Source organism: Kitasatospora phosalacinea (assembly GCF_030268885.1).
GTDB lineage: Bacteria > Actinomycetota > Actinomycetes > Streptomycetales > Streptomycetaceae > Kitasatospora > Kitasatospora phosalacinea_C.
The window spans coordinates 257,828-274,563 of record NZ_BSSA01000009.1 but is presented as its reverse complement, the minus strand read 5'-3'; the positions used below and the strand labels follow the sequence as shown (position 1 = coordinate 274,563).

The 16,736-nt window shown below is 75.3% G+C and carries 17 protein-coding genes; 10 read left to right on the top strand and 7 right to left on the bottom strand.

The features are described 5' to 3' along the window. The first annotated feature begins 986 nt into the window (after window positions 1-986). From QSK52_RS16315 to QSK52_RS16305, 3 genes are all read left to right on the top strand, one after another. The gene (locus QSK52_RS16315) at window positions 987-1,661 is read left to right on the top strand and encodes an LmbU family transcriptional regulator (RefSeq protein WP_285736779.1); all 675 of its coding nucleotides are present in this window, start codon (window positions 987-989) and stop codon (window positions 1,659-1,661) included. A gap of 112 nt (window positions 1,662-1,773) precedes the next feature. Next, on the top strand, window positions 1,774-2,802 hold the full coding sequence (locus tag QSK52_RS16310; protein ID WP_285736778.1) for an aspartate-semialdehyde dehydrogenase: 1,029 nt from the start codon (window positions 1,774-1,776) through the stop codon (window positions 2,800-2,802). 241 nt (window positions 2,803-3,043) lie between these two features. Beyond that, window positions 3,044-4,012 (top strand): cytochrome c oxidase assembly protein, encoded by a 969-nt coding sequence (locus QSK52_RS16305; RefSeq protein WP_285736777.1) that lies wholly within the window; start codon window positions 3,044-3,046, stop codon window positions 4,010-4,012. A gap of 71 nt (window positions 4,013-4,083) precedes the next feature. Here QSK52_RS16305 and QSK52_RS16300 read toward each other — a convergent pair whose 3' ends face one another. Further along, complete coding sequence (locus QSK52_RS16300; protein ID WP_285736776.1) at window positions 4,084-5,490, bottom strand: DUF2254 domain-containing protein; 1,407 nt, start codon at window positions 5,488-5,490, stop codon at window positions 4,084-4,086. Window positions 5,491-5,636: 146 nt separating this feature from the next. On the opposite strand from QSK52_RS16300, the gene QSK52_RS16295 reads away from it, so the two are divergent. Further along, complete coding sequence (locus tag QSK52_RS16295) at window positions 5,637-5,924, top strand: hypothetical protein (RefSeq protein ID WP_285736775.1); 288 nt, start codon at window positions 5,637-5,639, stop codon at window positions 5,922-5,924. 16 nt (window positions 5,925-5,940) lie between these two features. Here the strand turns inward: QSK52_RS16295 and QSK52_RS16290 are convergent, their stop codons facing one another. Further along, the gene (locus QSK52_RS16290; protein ID WP_285736774.1) at window positions 5,941-6,654 is read right to left on the bottom strand and encodes an SDR family NAD(P)-dependent oxidoreductase; all 714 of its coding nucleotides are present in this window, start codon (window positions 6,652-6,654) and stop codon (window positions 5,941-5,943) included. A gap of 71 nt (window positions 6,655-6,725) precedes the next feature. On the opposite strand from QSK52_RS16290, the gene QSK52_RS16285 reads away from it, so the two are divergent. The 4 genes from QSK52_RS16285 to QSK52_RS16270 all read left to right on the top strand — a co-directional run bounded on the left by QSK52_RS16285 (window position 6,726) and on the right by QSK52_RS16270 (window position 9,993). Further along, complete coding sequence (locus QSK52_RS16285) at window positions 6,726-7,280, top strand: MarR family winged helix-turn-helix transcriptional regulator (protein WP_285736773.1); 555 nt, start codon at window positions 6,726-6,728, stop codon at window positions 7,278-7,280. A 70-nt stretch (window positions 7,281-7,350) separates the two neighbouring features. Beyond that, window positions 7,351-7,953 (top strand): helix-turn-helix domain-containing protein, encoded by a 603-nt coding sequence (locus QSK52_RS16280; protein ID WP_285736772.1) that lies wholly within the window; start codon window positions 7,351-7,353, stop codon window positions 7,951-7,953. 189 nt (window positions 7,954-8,142) lie between these two features. After that, window positions 8,143-8,874 (top strand): hypothetical protein, encoded by a 732-nt coding sequence (locus QSK52_RS16275; protein ID WP_285736771.1) that lies wholly within the window; start codon window positions 8,143-8,145, stop codon window positions 8,872-8,874. Between the two features lie 39 nt (window positions 8,875-8,913). Next, on the top strand, window positions 8,914-9,993 hold the full coding sequence (locus QSK52_RS16270; RefSeq protein WP_285736770.1) for a hypothetical protein: 1,080 nt from the start codon (window positions 8,914-8,916) through the stop codon (window positions 9,991-9,993). A gap of 91 nt (window positions 9,994-10,084) precedes the next feature. Here the strand turns inward: QSK52_RS16270 and QSK52_RS16265 are convergent, their stop codons facing one another. Next, on the bottom strand, window positions 10,085-10,738 hold the full coding sequence (locus tag QSK52_RS16265; protein ID WP_285736769.1) for a class I SAM-dependent methyltransferase: 654 nt from the start codon (window positions 10,736-10,738) through the stop codon (window positions 10,085-10,087). 317 nt (window positions 10,739-11,055) lie between these two features. On the opposite strand from QSK52_RS16265, the gene QSK52_RS16260 reads away from it, so the two are divergent. Further along, window positions 11,056-12,249, top strand: coding sequence for a hypothetical protein (locus QSK52_RS16260; RefSeq protein WP_285736768.1), 1,194 nt, complete (start codon window positions 11,056-11,058; stop codon window positions 12,247-12,249). A 7-nt stretch (window positions 12,250-12,256) separates the two neighbouring features. Here QSK52_RS16260 and QSK52_RS16255 read toward each other — a convergent pair whose 3' ends face one another. Further along, window positions 12,257-12,823, bottom strand: coding sequence for a TetR/AcrR family transcriptional regulator (locus QSK52_RS16255; protein WP_285736767.1), 567 nt, complete (start codon window positions 12,821-12,823; stop codon window positions 12,257-12,259). A 153-nt stretch (window positions 12,824-12,976) separates the two neighbouring features. Between QSK52_RS16255 and QSK52_RS16250 the strand changes: the two genes are divergently transcribed. Further along, entirely contained in the window at window positions 12,977-14,212 is a 1,236-nt protein-coding gene (locus QSK52_RS16250; protein ID WP_285736766.1) for an FAD-dependent monooxygenase, read from the top strand. A 331-nt stretch (window positions 14,213-14,543) separates the two neighbouring features. Here the strand turns inward: QSK52_RS16250 and QSK52_RS16245 are convergent, their stop codons facing one another. From QSK52_RS16245 to QSK52_RS16235, 3 genes are all read right to left on the bottom strand, one after another. Beyond that, window positions 14,544-15,167, bottom strand: a complete 624-nt coding sequence (locus QSK52_RS16245) for a GNAT family N-acetyltransferase (protein ID WP_285736765.1) — start codon at window positions 15,165-15,167, stop codon at window positions 14,544-14,546. A 199-nt stretch (window positions 15,168-15,366) separates the two neighbouring features. Continuing rightward, the gene (locus tag QSK52_RS16240; RefSeq protein WP_285736764.1) at window positions 15,367-15,594 is read right to left on the bottom strand and encodes a hypothetical protein; all 228 of its coding nucleotides are present in this window, start codon (window positions 15,592-15,594) and stop codon (window positions 15,367-15,369) included. Window positions 15,595-15,901: 307 nt separating this feature from the next. After that, complete coding sequence (locus tag QSK52_RS16235; protein ID WP_285736763.1) at window positions 15,902-16,633, bottom strand: Clp protease N-terminal domain-containing protein; 732 nt, start codon at window positions 16,631-16,633, stop codon at window positions 15,902-15,904. Between the last annotated feature and the right edge of the window lie 103 nt (window positions 16,634-16,736).

Sequence of the window (16,736 nt, the reverse complement as noted above, 5' to 3'; positions counted from 1 at the left end):
CCGCTCCCCCCCGACTTTCCCGCCGGCGGGACACGCGGACCCGCCCGCCGCCACGACCGGAAGAGCACGAACACGACCAGGAAGGACACACCGTCGGCACGGTTCGGCCATCACGGCGCCCCGAACCTCCCCACCGCCGCCCACCGGCCCGGGGCGCCGCCGGACCGGGCCCGCGACGGCGGGACCCTGCGGCGGGGGACCAGGAGGACGCCCCGGCGGTCGGCGACGCCCCTCCCACGTGTCGGGACCGCGGTCCGACCGGCGCGCCCGGCCCCCGCGTCGCGGAAGACCCCAACCCCACCAGACCTTCAAATCGTTTGCATTTTAACGTCTTCACATAAGATTCAAAACCAGAATGCCATCTTCACCAGGCAAGTCAGAGAAAGGACTTGCTGCAAGAACCATCCGGCTCCAGTCCGGCCGCCCGCTGCCGGGCGGAGCGGAAGCCGGTCGTCCGATCTGGACCGGAGCCCGAGCGCCGTGCCAGACTTCTCCTTGACCAGCGCAATTGCCCACTGCCCGGGAAGCGGTAGATCGAGGGGGGATTCACATATCTTTCGGTTGCATCGCCGAATTCGTGCGGAAGTCATCCGCCGCGCGACGATCTGACGGCAGTTCCACGCCGGATCGCCCCGCCGGGCGCGTTCCACCGGAATACTCCCGGGCCAGTGGTCGGGCACGGCGATCGGACCAGCGGCATCCGACCACCTCTTAGGACACTTCATGCCCCTCCGACGGCCCGCCCACGACGCACCGCACCTGCCTCGTGGCGTGGAATGCACGAAACGTTCGGAGGAAACCTCCCCCACCGGTCGGCACCGGCTCATCCACCGGCACCACGACCGCTCTTCGTTCCCTGGACCGCGGCGCTGAACCGCGCTCGACGTTGCGTCACGAAGCGGGCCGGTCGGCACCACCGACAGCTCGCTCACCGCCTTCACCGGCTTTCCGCCCATCGACCGACCTTGACCAGAGAAACGATCAGCATGGAGACGTCCGTCAGCACGACTGCCCTGCGCACCACGCCCAGATCCTCTCCGGGCACGGCGGCCCTCACCCGCCGCACCGCTCTGTCCCTGCCGGTGGACTACCCCCTGACCGAGTGGAAGCGCCTGGGGAAGCACCTCTACCTGATAACGGATTCTTCGAGCTGGTGGCTCGGCGACTGGCTCGTCTTCGGCCAGGACACCTATCCCGGACGTTACCGGCAGGCCATGGAAGAAACCCGTCTGGACTACAAGACCTTAAGGAACTACGCGTGGATCGCGCGGCGCTTCTCCGTCGCCGAACGGCACCCCGAGGTCAGCTTCCAGCACCACGCAGAGGTCGCCTCGCTGGATCCCGAGGAGCGTGCCGCGTGGCTGGAGCGCGCCGCCCGGGGAGGCTGGTCCCGCAACACCCTCCGGCAGCAGCTGCGGCGGGCAACGCTGGCCGCACCGCCCGAGGAGGCCCGGAACAAGCAGGTCAGGCTCCAGGTCTGCACGACCGCGGAGCGGGAGAGCCTGTGGGCGGACGCGGCCGAACGCGACGGCCGCGACCTGGCCGAATGGATCATCGTCAACCTCGACCGGGCGGCGGAGCGGGGGGGAGGCCACCGCGTGCACCCGCGCGGCGGCGCCCAGGGACACGAGGAACAGGACGGCCCTGAACCGTCCGCGTGAAGCAGACCGGTCGCCGCCCCGCGCCACGTGGCGTGCGAGCGCGACCGGCCGCCGCTGCCCGGCCCCGGGGCGGCCCCCGTGAACGAACAGAACATCGAAGGAGAAGCACCTGATGAGAGTCGGCATCGTCGGAGCCACCGGCCAGGTCGGCGGCGTGGTGCGCCGCATCCTGGCGGAGCGGTCGTTCCCCGTCGCAGAACTGCGCTTGTTCGCGTCGGCCCGCTCCGCCGGGCGCACCCTTCCCTGGCAGGACGGTGAGGTCACCGTCGAGGACGCCGCCACGGCCGACTACCGCGGCCTGGACGTCGTGATCTTCTCCGCCGGTGGCGCGACCGCCCGGGCCCTGGCACCGGCGGTCGCCGCCGCGGGTGCCGTGGTGATCGACAACTCCTCCGCCTGGCGGCACGACCCCGACGTGCCGCTGGTCGTCTCCGAGGTCAACCCGGAGGCGATCGCGAACCGTCCCAAGGGCATCATCGCCAACCCGAACTGCACCACGATGGCCGCCATGCCGGTGCTCCGCCCCCTCCACCAGGAGGCCGGTCTCGTCGCCATGGTGGCCACGACGTACCAGGCCGTGTCCGGCTCCGGCCTGGCCGGTGTCGCCGAGTTGCACGCCCAGGCGTGCCAGGTCGCCGAGCACGCCGACCAACTCGCCTTCGACGGCGGCGCCGTCGCGTTCCCCGAGCCTGAGGTCTACCGGCGTCCGATCGCCTTCAACGTGGTGCCGCTGGCCGGGTCCCTGGTCGACGACGGGTCGGCCGAGACGGACGAGGAGCAGAAGCTGCGCCGCGAGAGCCGCAAGATCCTCGGCATCCCGGACCTCAAGGTCTCCGGAACCTGCGTCCGGGTCCCGGTCTTCAGCGGCCACTCGCTCCAGATCAACGCCCGCTTCGCTCGCCCGATCACCCCCGGGCGAGCGGCCGAGCTGCTCGCCACCGCCCCCGGCGTCGAGCTCTCGGCGATCCCCACCCCGCTCCAGGCCGCCGGCAAGGACGCCTCGTACGTCGGCCGCATCCGCACCGACGAGACGGTCGAGCACGGCCTGGCGCTCTTCCTCTCCAACGACAACCTCCGCAAGGGCGCTGCCCTCAACGCCGTCCAGATCGCCGAACTCGTCGCCGCCGAGCGGAGTGCGTAGCACCGCGGGGCGGAGCGCACTGCCCCGGGAGGTCCCGCCCCGCCGCCCGTTGCGTCCCGGACCGGCGGCGGGTCGGGACGGGGGCGCCCGGCGGGGCGCGGTAAGCGCCGCTTAGGCTGGGGCCGAACGAAACCGGACCAAACCGGACCGGGCCACACCGGGCCGCCCGGGCCGCCGCTCGTGCGGCCCCGGTCGGCATGGACGAAAGCGGGGCCGCCCGATGGGCGACGGCATGACGGGGATGCACCACCACGGAGGCGGGCCACTCCCCCCCTTCTCCTTCTCCCGCGCCCTGGAGTGGTCGCCGGACTGGCCCTACCTGGTGTTCTGCGCGCTCGCCCTCGGCCTGTACCTGGCGGGGGCCGTCCGGCTGTGGCGGCGCGGCGACAAGTGGCCGGTCGGCCGGGCGGTCGCCTGGACGGCGGGCGTTGGCACGGTGCTGCTGGTCACCAACACCGGTCTGAACGACTACGGCATGGTGCTGTTCAGCGCGCACATGATGCAGCACATGGTGCTCTCCATGCTCTCCCCGATCCTGCTGCTGCTGGGCGCCCCGATCACCCTCGCGCTGCGCGCCCTGCGCCCGGCCCGCAAGGGCAGCGGCCGGGGCCCGCGCGAACTGCTGGTCGCCCTGCTGCACTCCACGTACGTGCGGATCGTCTCGCACCCGGCGTTCACCATCCCGGCGTTCATCGCCAGCCTGTACGTGCTGTACTTCACGCCGCTGTTCGACTTCCTGATGCAGTACCGGGTCGGGCACCTGGCGATGATGCTGCACTTCCTCGCCGTCGGCATGCTGTTCTTCTGGCCGATCATGGGCGTCGACCCGGGCCCGCACCGGCCCGGCTTCGTGATGCGGATCATCGAGCTGTTCATGGGGATGCCGTTCCACGCCTTCTTCGGCGTCGCGGTGATGATGGCCTCCGGGCAGCTGGTCTCCACCTTCGGCGCCGCGACGGCGCCGCTGGGCACGAACCTGCACGAGGACCAGCAGCTGGCGGGCGGCATCACCTGGGCGTTCGGCGAGATCCCGACCGCGATCGTGCTGATCGCGCTGACCCTGCAGTGGGCCAGGTCCGAGGAGCGGCAGGCCCGCCGCCGCGACCGGGCCGCCGACCGGGACGGCGACGCCGAGCTGGAGGCGTACAACCGCTACCTGGCCTCGCTGGACCGGGGGGCCGCCGACCGGGCTGCCGGTCGGGCCTCGTAGCGCGCGGGGACGACGCGAACCGCCCGGAACGGCCTGCCCGTTCCGGGCGGTTCCCGTTGCTCCGGGTGCGGTCAGCCGATGCCCTGGCGGTCGGGGGCCAGGGCGAAGCGGCGGTTGTCCTCGTCGTGGACGGCCGCGGCGACGGCGCGCTCCAGGAGGCGGCGCTGGAGCAGCAGCGGGGCGCGGCGCTGCTCGGGGGTGATCCGCAGCAGGTCGTCGAGGGCGGCGGTGAGGCGGCGGGTGACCTGGGGCTGCCCGGCGCCGCAGATCCGGATCTCGGTGAACGCCAGGTCGACGGTGGCCTCCCAGCCCGGCACCGGCTGGACCAGCCGGACCGCGCCGTCCTTGTCGCGGTGGCGCAGCTCGCCGAGGTGGACGGGGGCGAGGACGGCGAGCAGCTGGTGGATCCGGTCGACGGCCTGGACGGCGGTGGTGGGGTCGTTGACGGCCGGGGACAGGGCGCGGATGGCGATGTCGACGAGTTGGCGGAAGCCGAAGCTGAGGTCCTGGTGCATGGTGCGGTCGACGCCGACGTTCAGCGCGGTGGTGATCCGGCGCGGCCGGGGCGTGCTGCCGCCGACCACGACCACGGTCGGGGTGCCGGGCGCGATGAAGTCGCCGATCCGCGGCACCTGGTACAGCACCGTGTCGTGCCGCCGGGCGACCCGGATCAGCCAGCGGATGTTGACGTCGCGCAGGACGCCGCCGCGCCCCTCGTGCAGCAGGGTCGGCCCGGGCGGGACGTCGCCGGGCGTCGGGCCGAGCTCGGGGGCCAGCCAGCGGTAGTCCTGCAGCACCTGCAGGGACTCCCGGGTGACCCGGTCGATCACGTGCGGGACGCGCAGCAGGCGCATGGTGGCCTGCACGTACAGCACGAACAGGGCCAGGCTGAGCATCACCATGGCGAGCGCGAGGATCGTGGAGACGATCGGGACGGACACCGCGCGGGACGGGTCGCTGGTGTCGTCGTAGCCGAGCTGGACGAGCAGGGTGTAGACGAAGGTGGCCAGGCAGGTCGCGAAGGTCGCCTTGATCAGGCGGCTGCGCACGTACAGCCGCAGCACCCGGGGGCTGAACTGGCTGGCGGCCATCTGCAGCGAGACCAGCGAGATCGAGAAGACCACGCCGATGAAGGTCAGCATCGCCGAACTGACGGTGGAGACCACGCTCTTGGCCGCCGAGCTGAACGAGAGCAGGGTGTCGGCGGTCTGCGCGGCGGACGCCTCGGCGAAGATCTCGCGGTCCAGCAGATCGGTCAGCCCGGCCAGCAGCACCGCGCCGACGCAGGTCAGCAGCGGGGCGAACCAGAACGCCTCGCGCAGGTGCTCGCGCAGCGGCGACAGGGCGCGGTAGCGCGGCCGGCGGCGCTTGGCGGGGGGTTGTGCGCCGTGCGGTGCGGCGTGCTGCCCCTCGGCCCGCCCGCCGTCCGCTCCGCCCGCCTGCCCGCCGCCGCGCCCGCCGCCTCGCCCGCTGCTCATCGGGCCAGGCTAGCGGCGGGCGGGAGCGGTGCCCGGGAGGGACGCGGGGCGTCGGGAGGTCTTTCGCGGCGGGTGCGGTGATCCGCAGAGGGGTAGGTCGCCCGGGTGGGGACGGCGTCCGGCCGTCCGCGGCGAGAGGGACGGGTGTGGACGCCGAACTGCAGAAGGCCGTCACCGGGCTGGAGGAGACGCGGGACAGGCTCCGGGACGAGGTGGCCGCCCCGCTGCGGGCCGATCGGGGCCGGCTCCGGGAGGCGGACGCGCAGCTCCTGCTGGGGTCGCTGGCCGCCGTGGTGGATTCGTTGCGCGAGCTCGCCGGCCTGGTGGCCGAGCGCCAGTACGACGACCGGTACGCGCGGTGGGCGCGCCCCCACCTCAAGACGGCCTGGAGCCTGTTGCGCGACGGTGCGGAGCAGGCCGGGCGGAAGGTCTGACGCTCGCCCCGCCACGTCAACGGGTGGTGTGCGCACCGCCGTTGACGTGCAGGGTCTGGCCGGTGAGGTGGTGGGCCCCGGGCGAGGCGAGGAAGTGCGCGGTGGCGGCGATGTCCTCGACGGTGCCCGGGCGGCCGTCGTGGGTCTCCTCGATCAGGGCGCGGCGGCGCTCCTCGGGAAGGGCCCCGCCGAAGAAGCCGGTGCCCTCGACGTAGCCCGCCGCGATGACGTTGCAGCTGACCCCGCGCGGCGCCAGCTCGGCCGACAGCGCGGCGTTCCAGGCGGCGAGGGCGGCCTTCGCGGCCCCGTACGCGCCGCCGCGGCGCTCCGCGCCGATCGAGCCCAGGCTGATCACCGTACCGCCCGGGGCCAGGACCGGGCGCAGGGCCTCGGTGGTGAGGACGGCGCCGAGCAGGTTCTGCGCGAGGTTGGCCTGCCAGGTGGCGAGCAGGTCCTCGAGCGGGCTGCCGGTGGCGGGCCCGGCGGGCAGGCCGCCCGCGGCGTTGACCAGCACGTCCAGCGTCCGAAAGCGGGCGGCCAGGGCGGCGGTGGCCGCCGGGTCGGTCGCGTCGCAGACCACCCCGTGCGCCCCGAGCTCCGCCGCCGTCCGCTCCACCGCCTCGGCCCGCCGTCCGGTCAGGTGCACCTCGGCCCCGTCGGCGACGAACCGGGCGGCGACGGCGCGGCCGATGCCGCTGCTTCCTCCGGTGACGAGCACGGTGCGGGTCACTGCGTCCTCCTGCGGTGGCGACTGGTACGTTTAGCTCTAAACATAGCTCAGGAGCAGCAGGAGGCAACCCCATGACCGAAGCCGGGGCGGGGGGTGGGGCGCGGTCCGCGGAGGAGTCGGCGGGGCGTTCGGCGGCGGCGATCGCCGCCGCGTGGCAGCGGGAGCGGCCCGGGGTGCCGACCGACTCGATCGAGATCGTCACGCCGATCTGGCGGCTGGCCAAGCTCTTCGCGGACGACCGCAACCGGGTGCTGCGGGCCGCCGGGATCGACGCGGCGACGCTCGACCTGCTCGCGGTGCTGCGCCGCTCCGGCCCCCCGTACGAGCTGACGACCCGTGAGCTGACCCGGCGGACCCTGGTCACGGCGGGTGCCGTCTCGCAGCGGGTGGCCCGGGCCGAGCGGGAGGGGCTGGTGCGGCGCTCCCCCGACCCGGCGGGCGGGCGGGCCGTCCTGGTCGCGCTCACCCCGGACGGGCACGCGCTCGTCGAGCGCTCGGTGGACGCCGTCCTGGGGCGGGAGTCGGACCTGGTCACCGGGCTGTCCCCGGCCGAGCGCGGGCAGCTCGCCGGGCTGCTCGACCGCCTGCTCACCGACCTGCACGGGCGGATCGGCCCGAGCGACTGACCGCTGCGCGCCTCCGGGTGCGGCGGAGCCCCCGCGGGGCGCGCGGTCCGGCTCTGGAACGATGGGCCGCATGCGAGCAACGGATGGACCAGACGCGGCGGGCACCGCGGGGCCCGTCGGCCCGACGAGCGCCGAGCTCTCGGCGCGGATCGGGCTGCGGCTGCGCGAGCTGCGCGCCTCCCGCGGCCTCTCGCTCTCGGAGCTGGCGCGGCGTTCGGGCGTCGGCAAGGCCACGCTGTCGGGACTGGAGACCGGCGCCCGCAACCCGACGCTGGAGACGCTGTACGCGCTGACCACCGCGCTGGGCCTGCCGCTGAGCGACGTGCTGCCGGGCCCCTTGCGGACGGTCCTCCGGGGCGCGGTGGGGCCCGAGGTGTCGGGACGGGTGCTGGACGCCGTGCTGCTGGAGCGGTTCGAGGACGCGGCGGCGGTGTCGGAGACGTACCGGATCCGGATCCGGCCGGGCGGGGCGCAGCGGTCGGCGGCGCACCCGCCGGGGACGGTGGAGCACCTGGTCGTCCTGTCCGGCACCGCCCTGGTGGGCGCGGAGGACGCGCCCGTGACGGTCGCCGCGGGCGGGCACCACACCTGGGCGGCGGACGTCCCGCACCGCTACGAGGCGGTGGGGGCGGACGTCGAGGCGGTGCTGGTGATCCGCCACCCGCGCGGCTGAACGGGCCGGTGGCGGCCCCGCCCGGCGGCCGGAGCGGACGAAGGGCGGAACGGGCAGGCGGGCTGATCCCCCGTACTCCCCTCTGCCCCGCCCCGGTCGCCGGAACAAGACTGCAATTTTTCCGGGCGAACCGGGACACTCTTCCCCGGGGCGGCCGCCGGTGCCGCTCCCGACGGGGAGGAGCGGGCGATGACGGACGTCCGGGACCCGCACGGCACCCTGCGCCGTGCGCTGTGGATCGGTGGCGCCCAGTGGGCGGGCAAGAGCACGGTCGCCGAACTCGTGGCCCGTGCCCACGGGTTGACGGTGTACCACTACGACTGGCACGACGCCCGCGGCCACCGGGACCGCCGGATCGCCCGGCGGGTCGCCGCGGGCCTGCCGACGGCCGACCCGTCCCCGGACCTGGTCTGGTCCGAACGGAGCCCGGCGGAGATGGCCGAGGAGACGCTGGCCGGGTTCCCGACCCGGTTCGGGTGGGTGCTGGACGACCTGGGCGGCCTGTTCACCGCCCGCCCGGTGATCGCGGAGGGCTGGGGGCTGCGGCCGGAACTGGTCGCCCCGCTGCTCGACTCGCCCCGGCGGATGGTCGTCCTCGTCCCCACCGAGGAGTTCCGGCAGCACCAGCTCCGCACCCTGCCGCGGGCCGGTGCGCTCGGCGTCGCCCTCCGGGACCCGGAGCGTGCGCAGGCCAACCGGGTCGCCCGCGACCGGCTGGTCGCCGCGGACGCGGCCCGCAGCGCCCGCCGCCTGGGCATCCGCGTCGTCGAGGTCGACGGCACGCTCGACGCACCGGGGGTGGCCGCCCTGGTCGCCGAGCAGTTCGCCCCCTGGACCGGGGCACCGGACCGCCCGTGTCACGAAGAGGCGGACCGCCCGCGCCCCGGGGCACCGGACCGTTCACGTCACACCTCGGCATGACCGGGTGAGTCCGGCCCGGCGCACTGGCAGGATGCCGGGGTGGACGAGATCACGCGCGCCGCGGGCGCACTGCTGGGCCAGCCCCTCCGGGACCCCGTCGACCTCGGCGGCAGCCCGCGGAGCACCGTGCTGCGCTGCCGGACGGCCACCGGGGGCAGCGTGGTGGTCAAGGCGTTCGTCGACGAGCCCGAGGCACGGCGCGCGTACGCCGGGGAGGCGGCCGGGCTCTCGCTCGGCCTGGCCGGGCCGGAGCTGCTCGCCGCGGACCACGAGCAGCGGCTGCTGGTGATGGCGGACCTGGGGGACGCGCCCACCCTGGCGGACCTGCTGCTGGGCACCGACCCGAAGGCCGCCGAGCGCGGCCTGCTGGAGTGGGCCGGCGGCCTGGGCCGGTTGGCGGCCCGTTCGGTGCCGCGGCGGGCCGAGTTCGCGGCCCTCTGGCAGCAGCACGGCCGGGGCCTGCCGAGTTGGGAGGACGAGCCGTGGCAGCAGCAGAACGTCGGCGCCTTCCTCGGACTGCTCGCCGAGTGCGGCCTGACCGCCCCGCCCGGGCTGGCCGAGGAGCTCACCGCGGTCGGCACCGCCGACGGCGAGCGGTACCCCGGCTTCACCCCCGGGGACACCTGCCCCGACAACAACCTGATCACCCCGGACGGCCTGCGGCTGCTCGACTTCGAGGCGGCCGGCTACCAGTCGGTCTTCCTGACCGCCGCCTACTGCCGGATGCCGTTCTCCAGTTGCTGGTGCGTCCACCGGCTGCCGGACGACCTGGCCCGGCGGGTCGAGGGCGCCTACCGGGCCGAGGTGGTCGTGCAGTACCCCGACCTGGCCGAGGACGCGCTCTGGCAGGCCGGGATGGACCGGGCGACGGTGGTCTGGACGGTCGACTCGACGCTGCACCTCCTGCGCCGCGCGCTGCCGGAGGACGGGCCGATGCACCGCACCCGCCAGCCGGTGCCCACCCGTCGCCAGGTGCTGCGGCACCGCTGGACGAGCGCGCTCGGGCTGACCGGGCACCCGGCCTTCGCCGCGACCGTGCGGCTGCTGCTCGCCGAGCTCGCCGCGGGGTGGGACGCGCCCGAGCTGCCCGGTTACCCGGCGTTCCGCGCGACCGGGTGACGGCGGGGGTGCGCCCCGCACCTGCCGTCACGCGCTGCCTCACCCGCCGCCCTCATGCGCCGCCCGCACGCGCTGCCGTCACGCGCTGCCGTCACGCGCTGCCGTCCCGGCCGAGCAGCAGGGTGGCCTGCGGGAAGCGTTCGCCGGGGGCCGGGGCGCGCAGGGTGCGGGCGGTCTCGGTGAAGCCGGCCTGCCGGAAGAGGGCGGCGAGGGTGTCGACCGGCCAGCGGTGGGCGGTGGCGACCTTGTGGTCGAACGGGACCGGGCGGTCGGTGTCGCCGAGTTCGGGGTCGGCGGCGAAGAAACCCGTCAGCAGCAGGCCGCCCGGGGCCAGGACGCGGTGCAACTCGTCGAGTGCGGTGGGGAGTTCGGCGGGCGGGAGGTGGATCAGCGAGTAGCGGGCGAGGACCGCGCCGAGGCTGCCGTCGGCGAGCGGGAGCGCCGTCAGGGTGCCCCGCACGAACGGCCGCTCCGGGTGGGCGAGTCGGGCCTGGGCCAGCATCCCGGCCGAGAGGTCCAGGCCGAACGCGCGGACGCCGAGCCCGGCGAGCAGCTCCGTCGCCTCCCCCGGCCCGCAGCCGAGGTCACCCACCGGCAGCCCGCGCCCGGCCACCGGGGGCGCCGCGGCCAGCCGCCGGATGAGGGCCAACTCCGCTTCCTTGCCGCCGAGTTCGCCCCGGAACAGGGTGGCGTACAACTCCGCCACCCCGTCGTACGCCCGCCCGACCCCGCCGTCCGCCGTCATCCGTCGTGCCCCCGTCCGTCGTCCGCTGTCCGGAAGCGCTCAGCCTAGGGCTTCGGGGCGGGCGGGTCGCCGGTGGAAAACGCATTGCGGGCGGGTGGGGTGGGGTGCGTAGACTCCGGGCGTGGCCGTCGTAGCGATCTCTCGCCGATTTACCGGCCCCCCGGCTCCCGATGGGTGCCGCAGGGGGTTGGTTCCGTTGCGCCGGTAGGGAGTCCGGCGGATCGGGTCGGCCCGGCGGCGGGTCGTGCCCAGGGGCCGGGGGGTGTGGTGTCCCCCCTGTTGGTCCCCGTTCCGATCCGTCCTGCTTGGAGCACGCCATGTCCGTCCACCCCGCCGGTGGCACCGCCGTCCGCCCCCTCTCCCCCGAACAGCTCGCCCGTGACCTCGCCGTCCGCGACCTGACCGATCCGGCCGCCGGGCCGCACGCCCTGCAGTTGCTCGTCGAGCGTGCGGTGCGGGCGCTGACCGAGCACTGGGGCTGCCCGGTGCAGGTGCACCGGGGCGAGCGGGTGGTGACCGTCGCCGACAACTACGACCACCTCAACTACCGCGGCGACGACATCACCCGGGACGCCCGCTACACCCGGTACGTCGACGAGCGGCGGATGCTGCGCAGCCACTCCAGCGCGCTGGTCCCGGGCGCGCTGCGGGCCCTCGCCGCCCGGGCGGCGGCCGGGGAGGCACCGGAGGCGGTGCTGCTGGCCTGCCCGGGCCTGGTGTACCGGCGCGACAGCATCGACCGGCTGCACAGCGGCACGCCGCACCAGTTGGACCTGTGGTACCTGACCCGCCGTCCGACCCCGGCCGGGACGGACGACCTCACCGGGATGCTCGCCGCGCTCGTGGGGGCGCTGCTGCCGGGGGCGGCGCACCGCACCGAGGAGCGCGTCCACCCGTACACCCTGGCGGGGCGCCAACTGGACGTCGCGGCGGGCGCGGTGGACGGGGCGGGTGACGGCGGCGAGTGGGTGGAGGTCGCCGAGTGCGGGCTCGCGCACCCGGAGGTGCTGGCCGGGGCCGGGTTGGGGCCGGAGTGGAGCGGGCTGGCGCTCGGCATGGGCCTGGACCGGGTGCTGATGCTGCGCAAGGGCGTCCCGGACATCCGGCTGCTGCGCTCCGCCGACCCCGCCGTGGCCGTCCAGCTCACCGACCTCGCCCCGTACCGGCCGGTCTCCGCGCTGCCCGCGGTCCGCCGCGACCTGTCCGTCGCGGTGGACGGCGCCGACCTCGCCGAGGACCTCGGCGACCGCGTCCGGGACGCCCTCGGGGCGGACGCGGACTGCGTGGAGACCGTCGAGGTGCTCTCCAGCACCCCCTGCCGCGACCTGCCGCCGCAGGCGCTGGCCCGGCTCGGGGGCCGTCCGGAGCAGTACAACCTGCTGGTCAAGGTCGTCCTGCGCGACCTGCACCGCACCCTCACCGACGCGGACGCCAACGCGCTGCGCGACCGCGTCTACGCCGCCCTGCACCAGGGCACCGTCCACCAGTGGGCCTCCCCGGCCGCCCCCTGACGGGAGGTCACGGGCGCAGCGCGGCGACCACCAGTCCCTCCAGGGACGTCCGCGCCACCTCCGGCCGCCCGCCGACGAGCAGGGCGTCGAGGACCAGCCCGTCGAAGCAGGCGAGCAGGGTGAGGACCCGGGCCTCGACGTCGGGGACGCGGTGCGCGGCGAGCAGGCGGCGCACCGCGTCCCGGCCGGGGTTCTCGCGCGGGTGCAGGATCTCGCGCAACTCCGGGTCGCGGACGCTCTCCACCGCGCAGGCGGCCCGGGCCAGCGAGCGGCGGCGCCCTTCGCCCTCCAGCCGCTGCCGGGCCAGGGCGGCGAGGCCGTCGACCAGTTCGGCCGGCGTGCGGGGCGGCGGAAACCGTTCGGCCGCCCGGTGCAGCTCGCCCTGGTCCAGCTCGACGAGGCGGCGGACCACGGCGGTGAGCAGGGCCGAACGGGTGCGGAAGTAGGCGGAGGTGGTGCCCTCAGGCAGTGCGGCGGCCCGGTCGACGGCGCGGTGGGTGAGGCCGCGGATGCCCTGGTCGGCGAGGACGCCGAGGGCGGTGTCGGCGAGGAGCGTGCGTCGGTCGATGGCCATGCACCCCTTTGTACGCCAATCCGGACGCGGGCCCGGCGGGGCGGGCGGCCGGCGGGCGGGGCGGGGCGGCGGTCGGCGGGGCCCGTGGGGGGTCGGTTCCGGCGGTCGGCTACCGTGGGTTTTCTACAGGTGTAGAAGACCGGAGGTGCGAGGGTGAACGGCACGGCGGTGGTGGTCGGCGGTGGGATCGGCGGGCTGGCGGCGGCGCTCGGGCTGCGGCGGGTCGGGTGGTCGGTGACGGTGGTGGAGCGCTCGGCGGTTCCGGCGGACGCCGGTGCGGCGATCTCGCTGGCGGCCAACGGGCTGCGGGCCCTGGACGAGTTGGGCGTCGGCGCCGCGGTGCGGACCGCCGCGCGCGGGCAGTACCGGGGCGGCACCCGCGCTCCGGACGGGACGTGGCTGGCCCGGATGGACGGGGCCGCGCTGGAGCGGGCGGTCGGCTCCCCGATCGTCGGGATCACCCGCGCCGAGCTGCACCGGCTGCTGCGGGCGGCCCTGCCGTCCGACGCGCTGCTGCTCGGCGTGCAGGCCACGGCGGTCGAGCAGGACGGCCCCGGCCCGGTACGGGTGCACTGCGCGGACCGCGTCCTGGAGGCCGACCTGGTGGTGGCGGCGGACGGCGTCGGCAGCCGCCTGCGCGCCCGGGCCCTGCCGGACCACCCGGGGGCGGTCCCGGTCGGCACCGCGGTGCTGCGCGCGATCACCGCCGAGCCCGTCGCCCCCGCCGCCTCCGCACCGGGTGCGCCGGGTGCACCGGGTGCGCCGGGTGCACCGCTCGGGCCCGTCAGCGACTTCGAGCTGAGCTGGGGCGGGGGCGCCGAGTTCGGCCACATCCTGCTGCCGGACGGCCGCGCCGAGTGGCACGCCGTGCTCGACCTGCCGCCGGGCAGCCGCTTCGCCGATCCGCTCGCCGAACTGGGCCGGCGCTTCGGGCACTGGCACCACCCCGTCCCCGAACTGCTGGGGGCGACCCGTCCGGAGGCCGTCCTCCACCACGACCTGCGCGAACTGCGCACCCCGCTCCCCTCGTTCGCCCTCGGCCGACTCGTGCTGCTGGGGGACGCCGCGCACGCGATGACGCCGAACCTGGGCCAGGGCGCCTGCCAGGCCCTGGAGGACGCGGTGACCCTGGCCGCCGCCGTCGCGGGCGCCTCCACCCCGGAGGCCGCCGCGACCCGGTACGACGCGGAGCGCCGACCGCGGGCGCAGGCGGTGGCGCGGGCGGCCCGGCAGGCGGGGCGGCTGGGGCAGGGGCTGTCGCACCCGGTGGCGGTGGCGGTGCGCAACACCGCGATGCGGCTGACACCCGGGCGGGCGGCGGTGCGGGCGATCCTGCGCCACCACGCGTGGGTGCCGCCCCGGCTGCCCCTGTCCCCGCAGGTGCCGTAGCCGGACGGGAGCGGGCGGACAGGAGCGGGCGGACAGGAGCGGGCGGACAGGAGCGGGCGGACGGGAGCGGAGGGGCGGCCGGGCGGGGTCGACGGTCGGTGACCGGCGCACGGGTGTGCGGTCGCATCAGACGGGCGCGGGACGGGAATCCAGCCGTAGACCGCACCGGTCGGCGGCGGTCCGCTCCGCCGTCGACGCACGCACCGAGGAGGGGCGACGTGGCACCGCAGAAAGCTCCGTCCGGGAAGCCGACCGGCATGGGCGGCGCGCCCCCGCCGCCGCCCGGTCCGGCCAATCCACCACCGCCGCACGGGAAGTGACGACCCGGCCGTCACTTCCCGTAGCGGGCGACGCGCTCCTGGAGGGCGGCCTCGACCTGCGGCCACTCGTCGTCGGTGATCGAGAAGATCGCGGAGTCCCGCAGCCGGCCGTCCTCGCCGGGGGCCCAGGAGCGCGACCAGTTGCGCAGGACGCCCTCGAAACGGGCGCCGACGGCGGCGATCGCGGCGCGGGAGCGCTCGTTGCGGGCGTCCGTCTTGAGGTCGACCCGGCGGGCGCCCAGCCGTTCGAAGGCGTGCCGGAACAGGAGCAGTTTCGCTTCGGCGTTGATGCCGGTGCCCTGGGCGGAGGCGGCCAGCCAGGTGAAGCCCACCTCGACGGCGTACAGGACGTCGGTCTCGGGGTGGGTGCGCGGCTCCCAGAGGGCGGTGGCGCCGACGGCCCGGCCGGTGGAGCGGGAGACCTGGGCGTACGGGGCGAGCCGGCCGGTGGCGACGCGGCCGTGCTGAGCGTCGATGTACCCGGCGATCTCGTCGGCGCGCGGCACCCAGGTGAACCCGTAGCTGTCCCGGCCCTCCTCCGCGGCCTGCGCCAACTCCGCGGCGTGCCGCTGCTCCAGCGGCTCCAGCCGCACCAGGGCGCCCTCCAGCACGGGGCCCTCCAGCCGGTATCCCATGACCGCTCCGTTCCTCCGGGATCTTCGTCGACAGCAGCGAACCGGCGGGGGCGGACCGGCGTCAACGGGGTTTCGCCCCGTGGACGGCAACCCTTCGATGCACGAGGGCCCTTGCACCCTCGTCGTGACGCGACTCCCCCGTGCGCTCCCGACCCGGTCGCGGCCGAGCGACCGGCCCCCGCCCCTGCCGGAACCCGGCCTACCGACCCGCCGCCGGAGGCCAGAGCTGCGATCCCCGGGCTCCGGGCGCCGCCGACTCGAGGAAGGACTGCAGTTCGTACACCAGGACCGCCCAGTACCGCCCGGTGTCGGCGAGGCCGCGCACGATCCTGCGCGCGACGGCGGCCTGCCGTTCCACGTCCCGGTCGATGTCGCGCACCACCATCACGGCCTGGAACCGGTCGAACGGAATGCCCCGGTCCGCCACGAAGTCGTGCGAGAGCTACAGTTCGGCACGGGTCCTGCCGCCGATCGTGGTGACGTAGTCCACGAACTCGCCGTCGACCGGACGCAGTTCGCTCCCGCAGGCGGCGGAGAGGTCGGCGACGAGATCGGCGTCGGGGTCGGCGGGCCGAAGGAAGACGTGGTGCTCGGTACTCAGGGGGTGACTCCTCCTGCTCGAAGGCGTTCCCGCATCCCGCGCCGGAGGCCGGTTCGGCCCACGGGCAGCCGGGAGCGGCGGGGCCGCTCCCGTCCCAGGGCGGTCCCGCCGCTCGCGGGGTGTGGGGGAATCCTCAGGATTCGGCGCCGAGTTGGGCGAGGGTGGCGAGGAACTCGGTCTCGGCGGCGGTCTTGTCGAGGCCGAGGGAGGTGAGGATGCCGTTGCCCGCCTCGTGTTCGAGGAGGGCGAGCAGCAGGTGCTCGGTGCCGACGTAGTTGTGGCCGAGGCGGAGGGCCTCGCGCATGGTGAGTTCGAGGGCCTTCTTGGACCCGGCGTCGTAGGGGACGAGTTCGGGGGCGTCCTCGACGGCGGGCGGGAGGGCGGCCAGGGCGGCCTCGCGGACGGCGTCCAGGGGGACGCCGCTGGTGACGATGTACGCGGCGGCGAGGCCCTCGGGTTCGGCGAGCAGGCCGAGGACGAGGTGCTCGGGGCGGACCTCGTCGTTGCGGGCGTCCTTGGCGGCCTGGTGCGCGGCCATCACCACGTTGCGGGCGCGCGGGGTGAAGCGGTTGAAGCCCTGCGCGGTGTCGGTCCCGGTGACCTCGCCCGGGTCCTTGGGGACGAAGCGCTTCTGGGCGGCCTGGCGGGTGACGCCCATGCTGCGGCCGATGTCGGTCCAGGACGCGCCGGAGCGGCGGGCCTGGTCGACGAAGTGGCCGATCAGGTGGTCGGCGACGTCGCCGAGGTGGTCGGCGACCAGCACCGCGTTGGACAGCTGGTCGAGCGCTTCGGGGTACGACTTCTTGATGCCCTCGATCAGGTCGTCGAGCCGGATGGAGGGCTTCGCTCCAGGGATGTCTGCCATGAGGCAACCTTAGGTTGACACTCGGAGGGGTGTCAACCTTCCGTTGACAGTGCTCGGCGAGGCCGGTTCCTACCCGCCGGTAGGGGGTGTTTCGGCCGAGTTC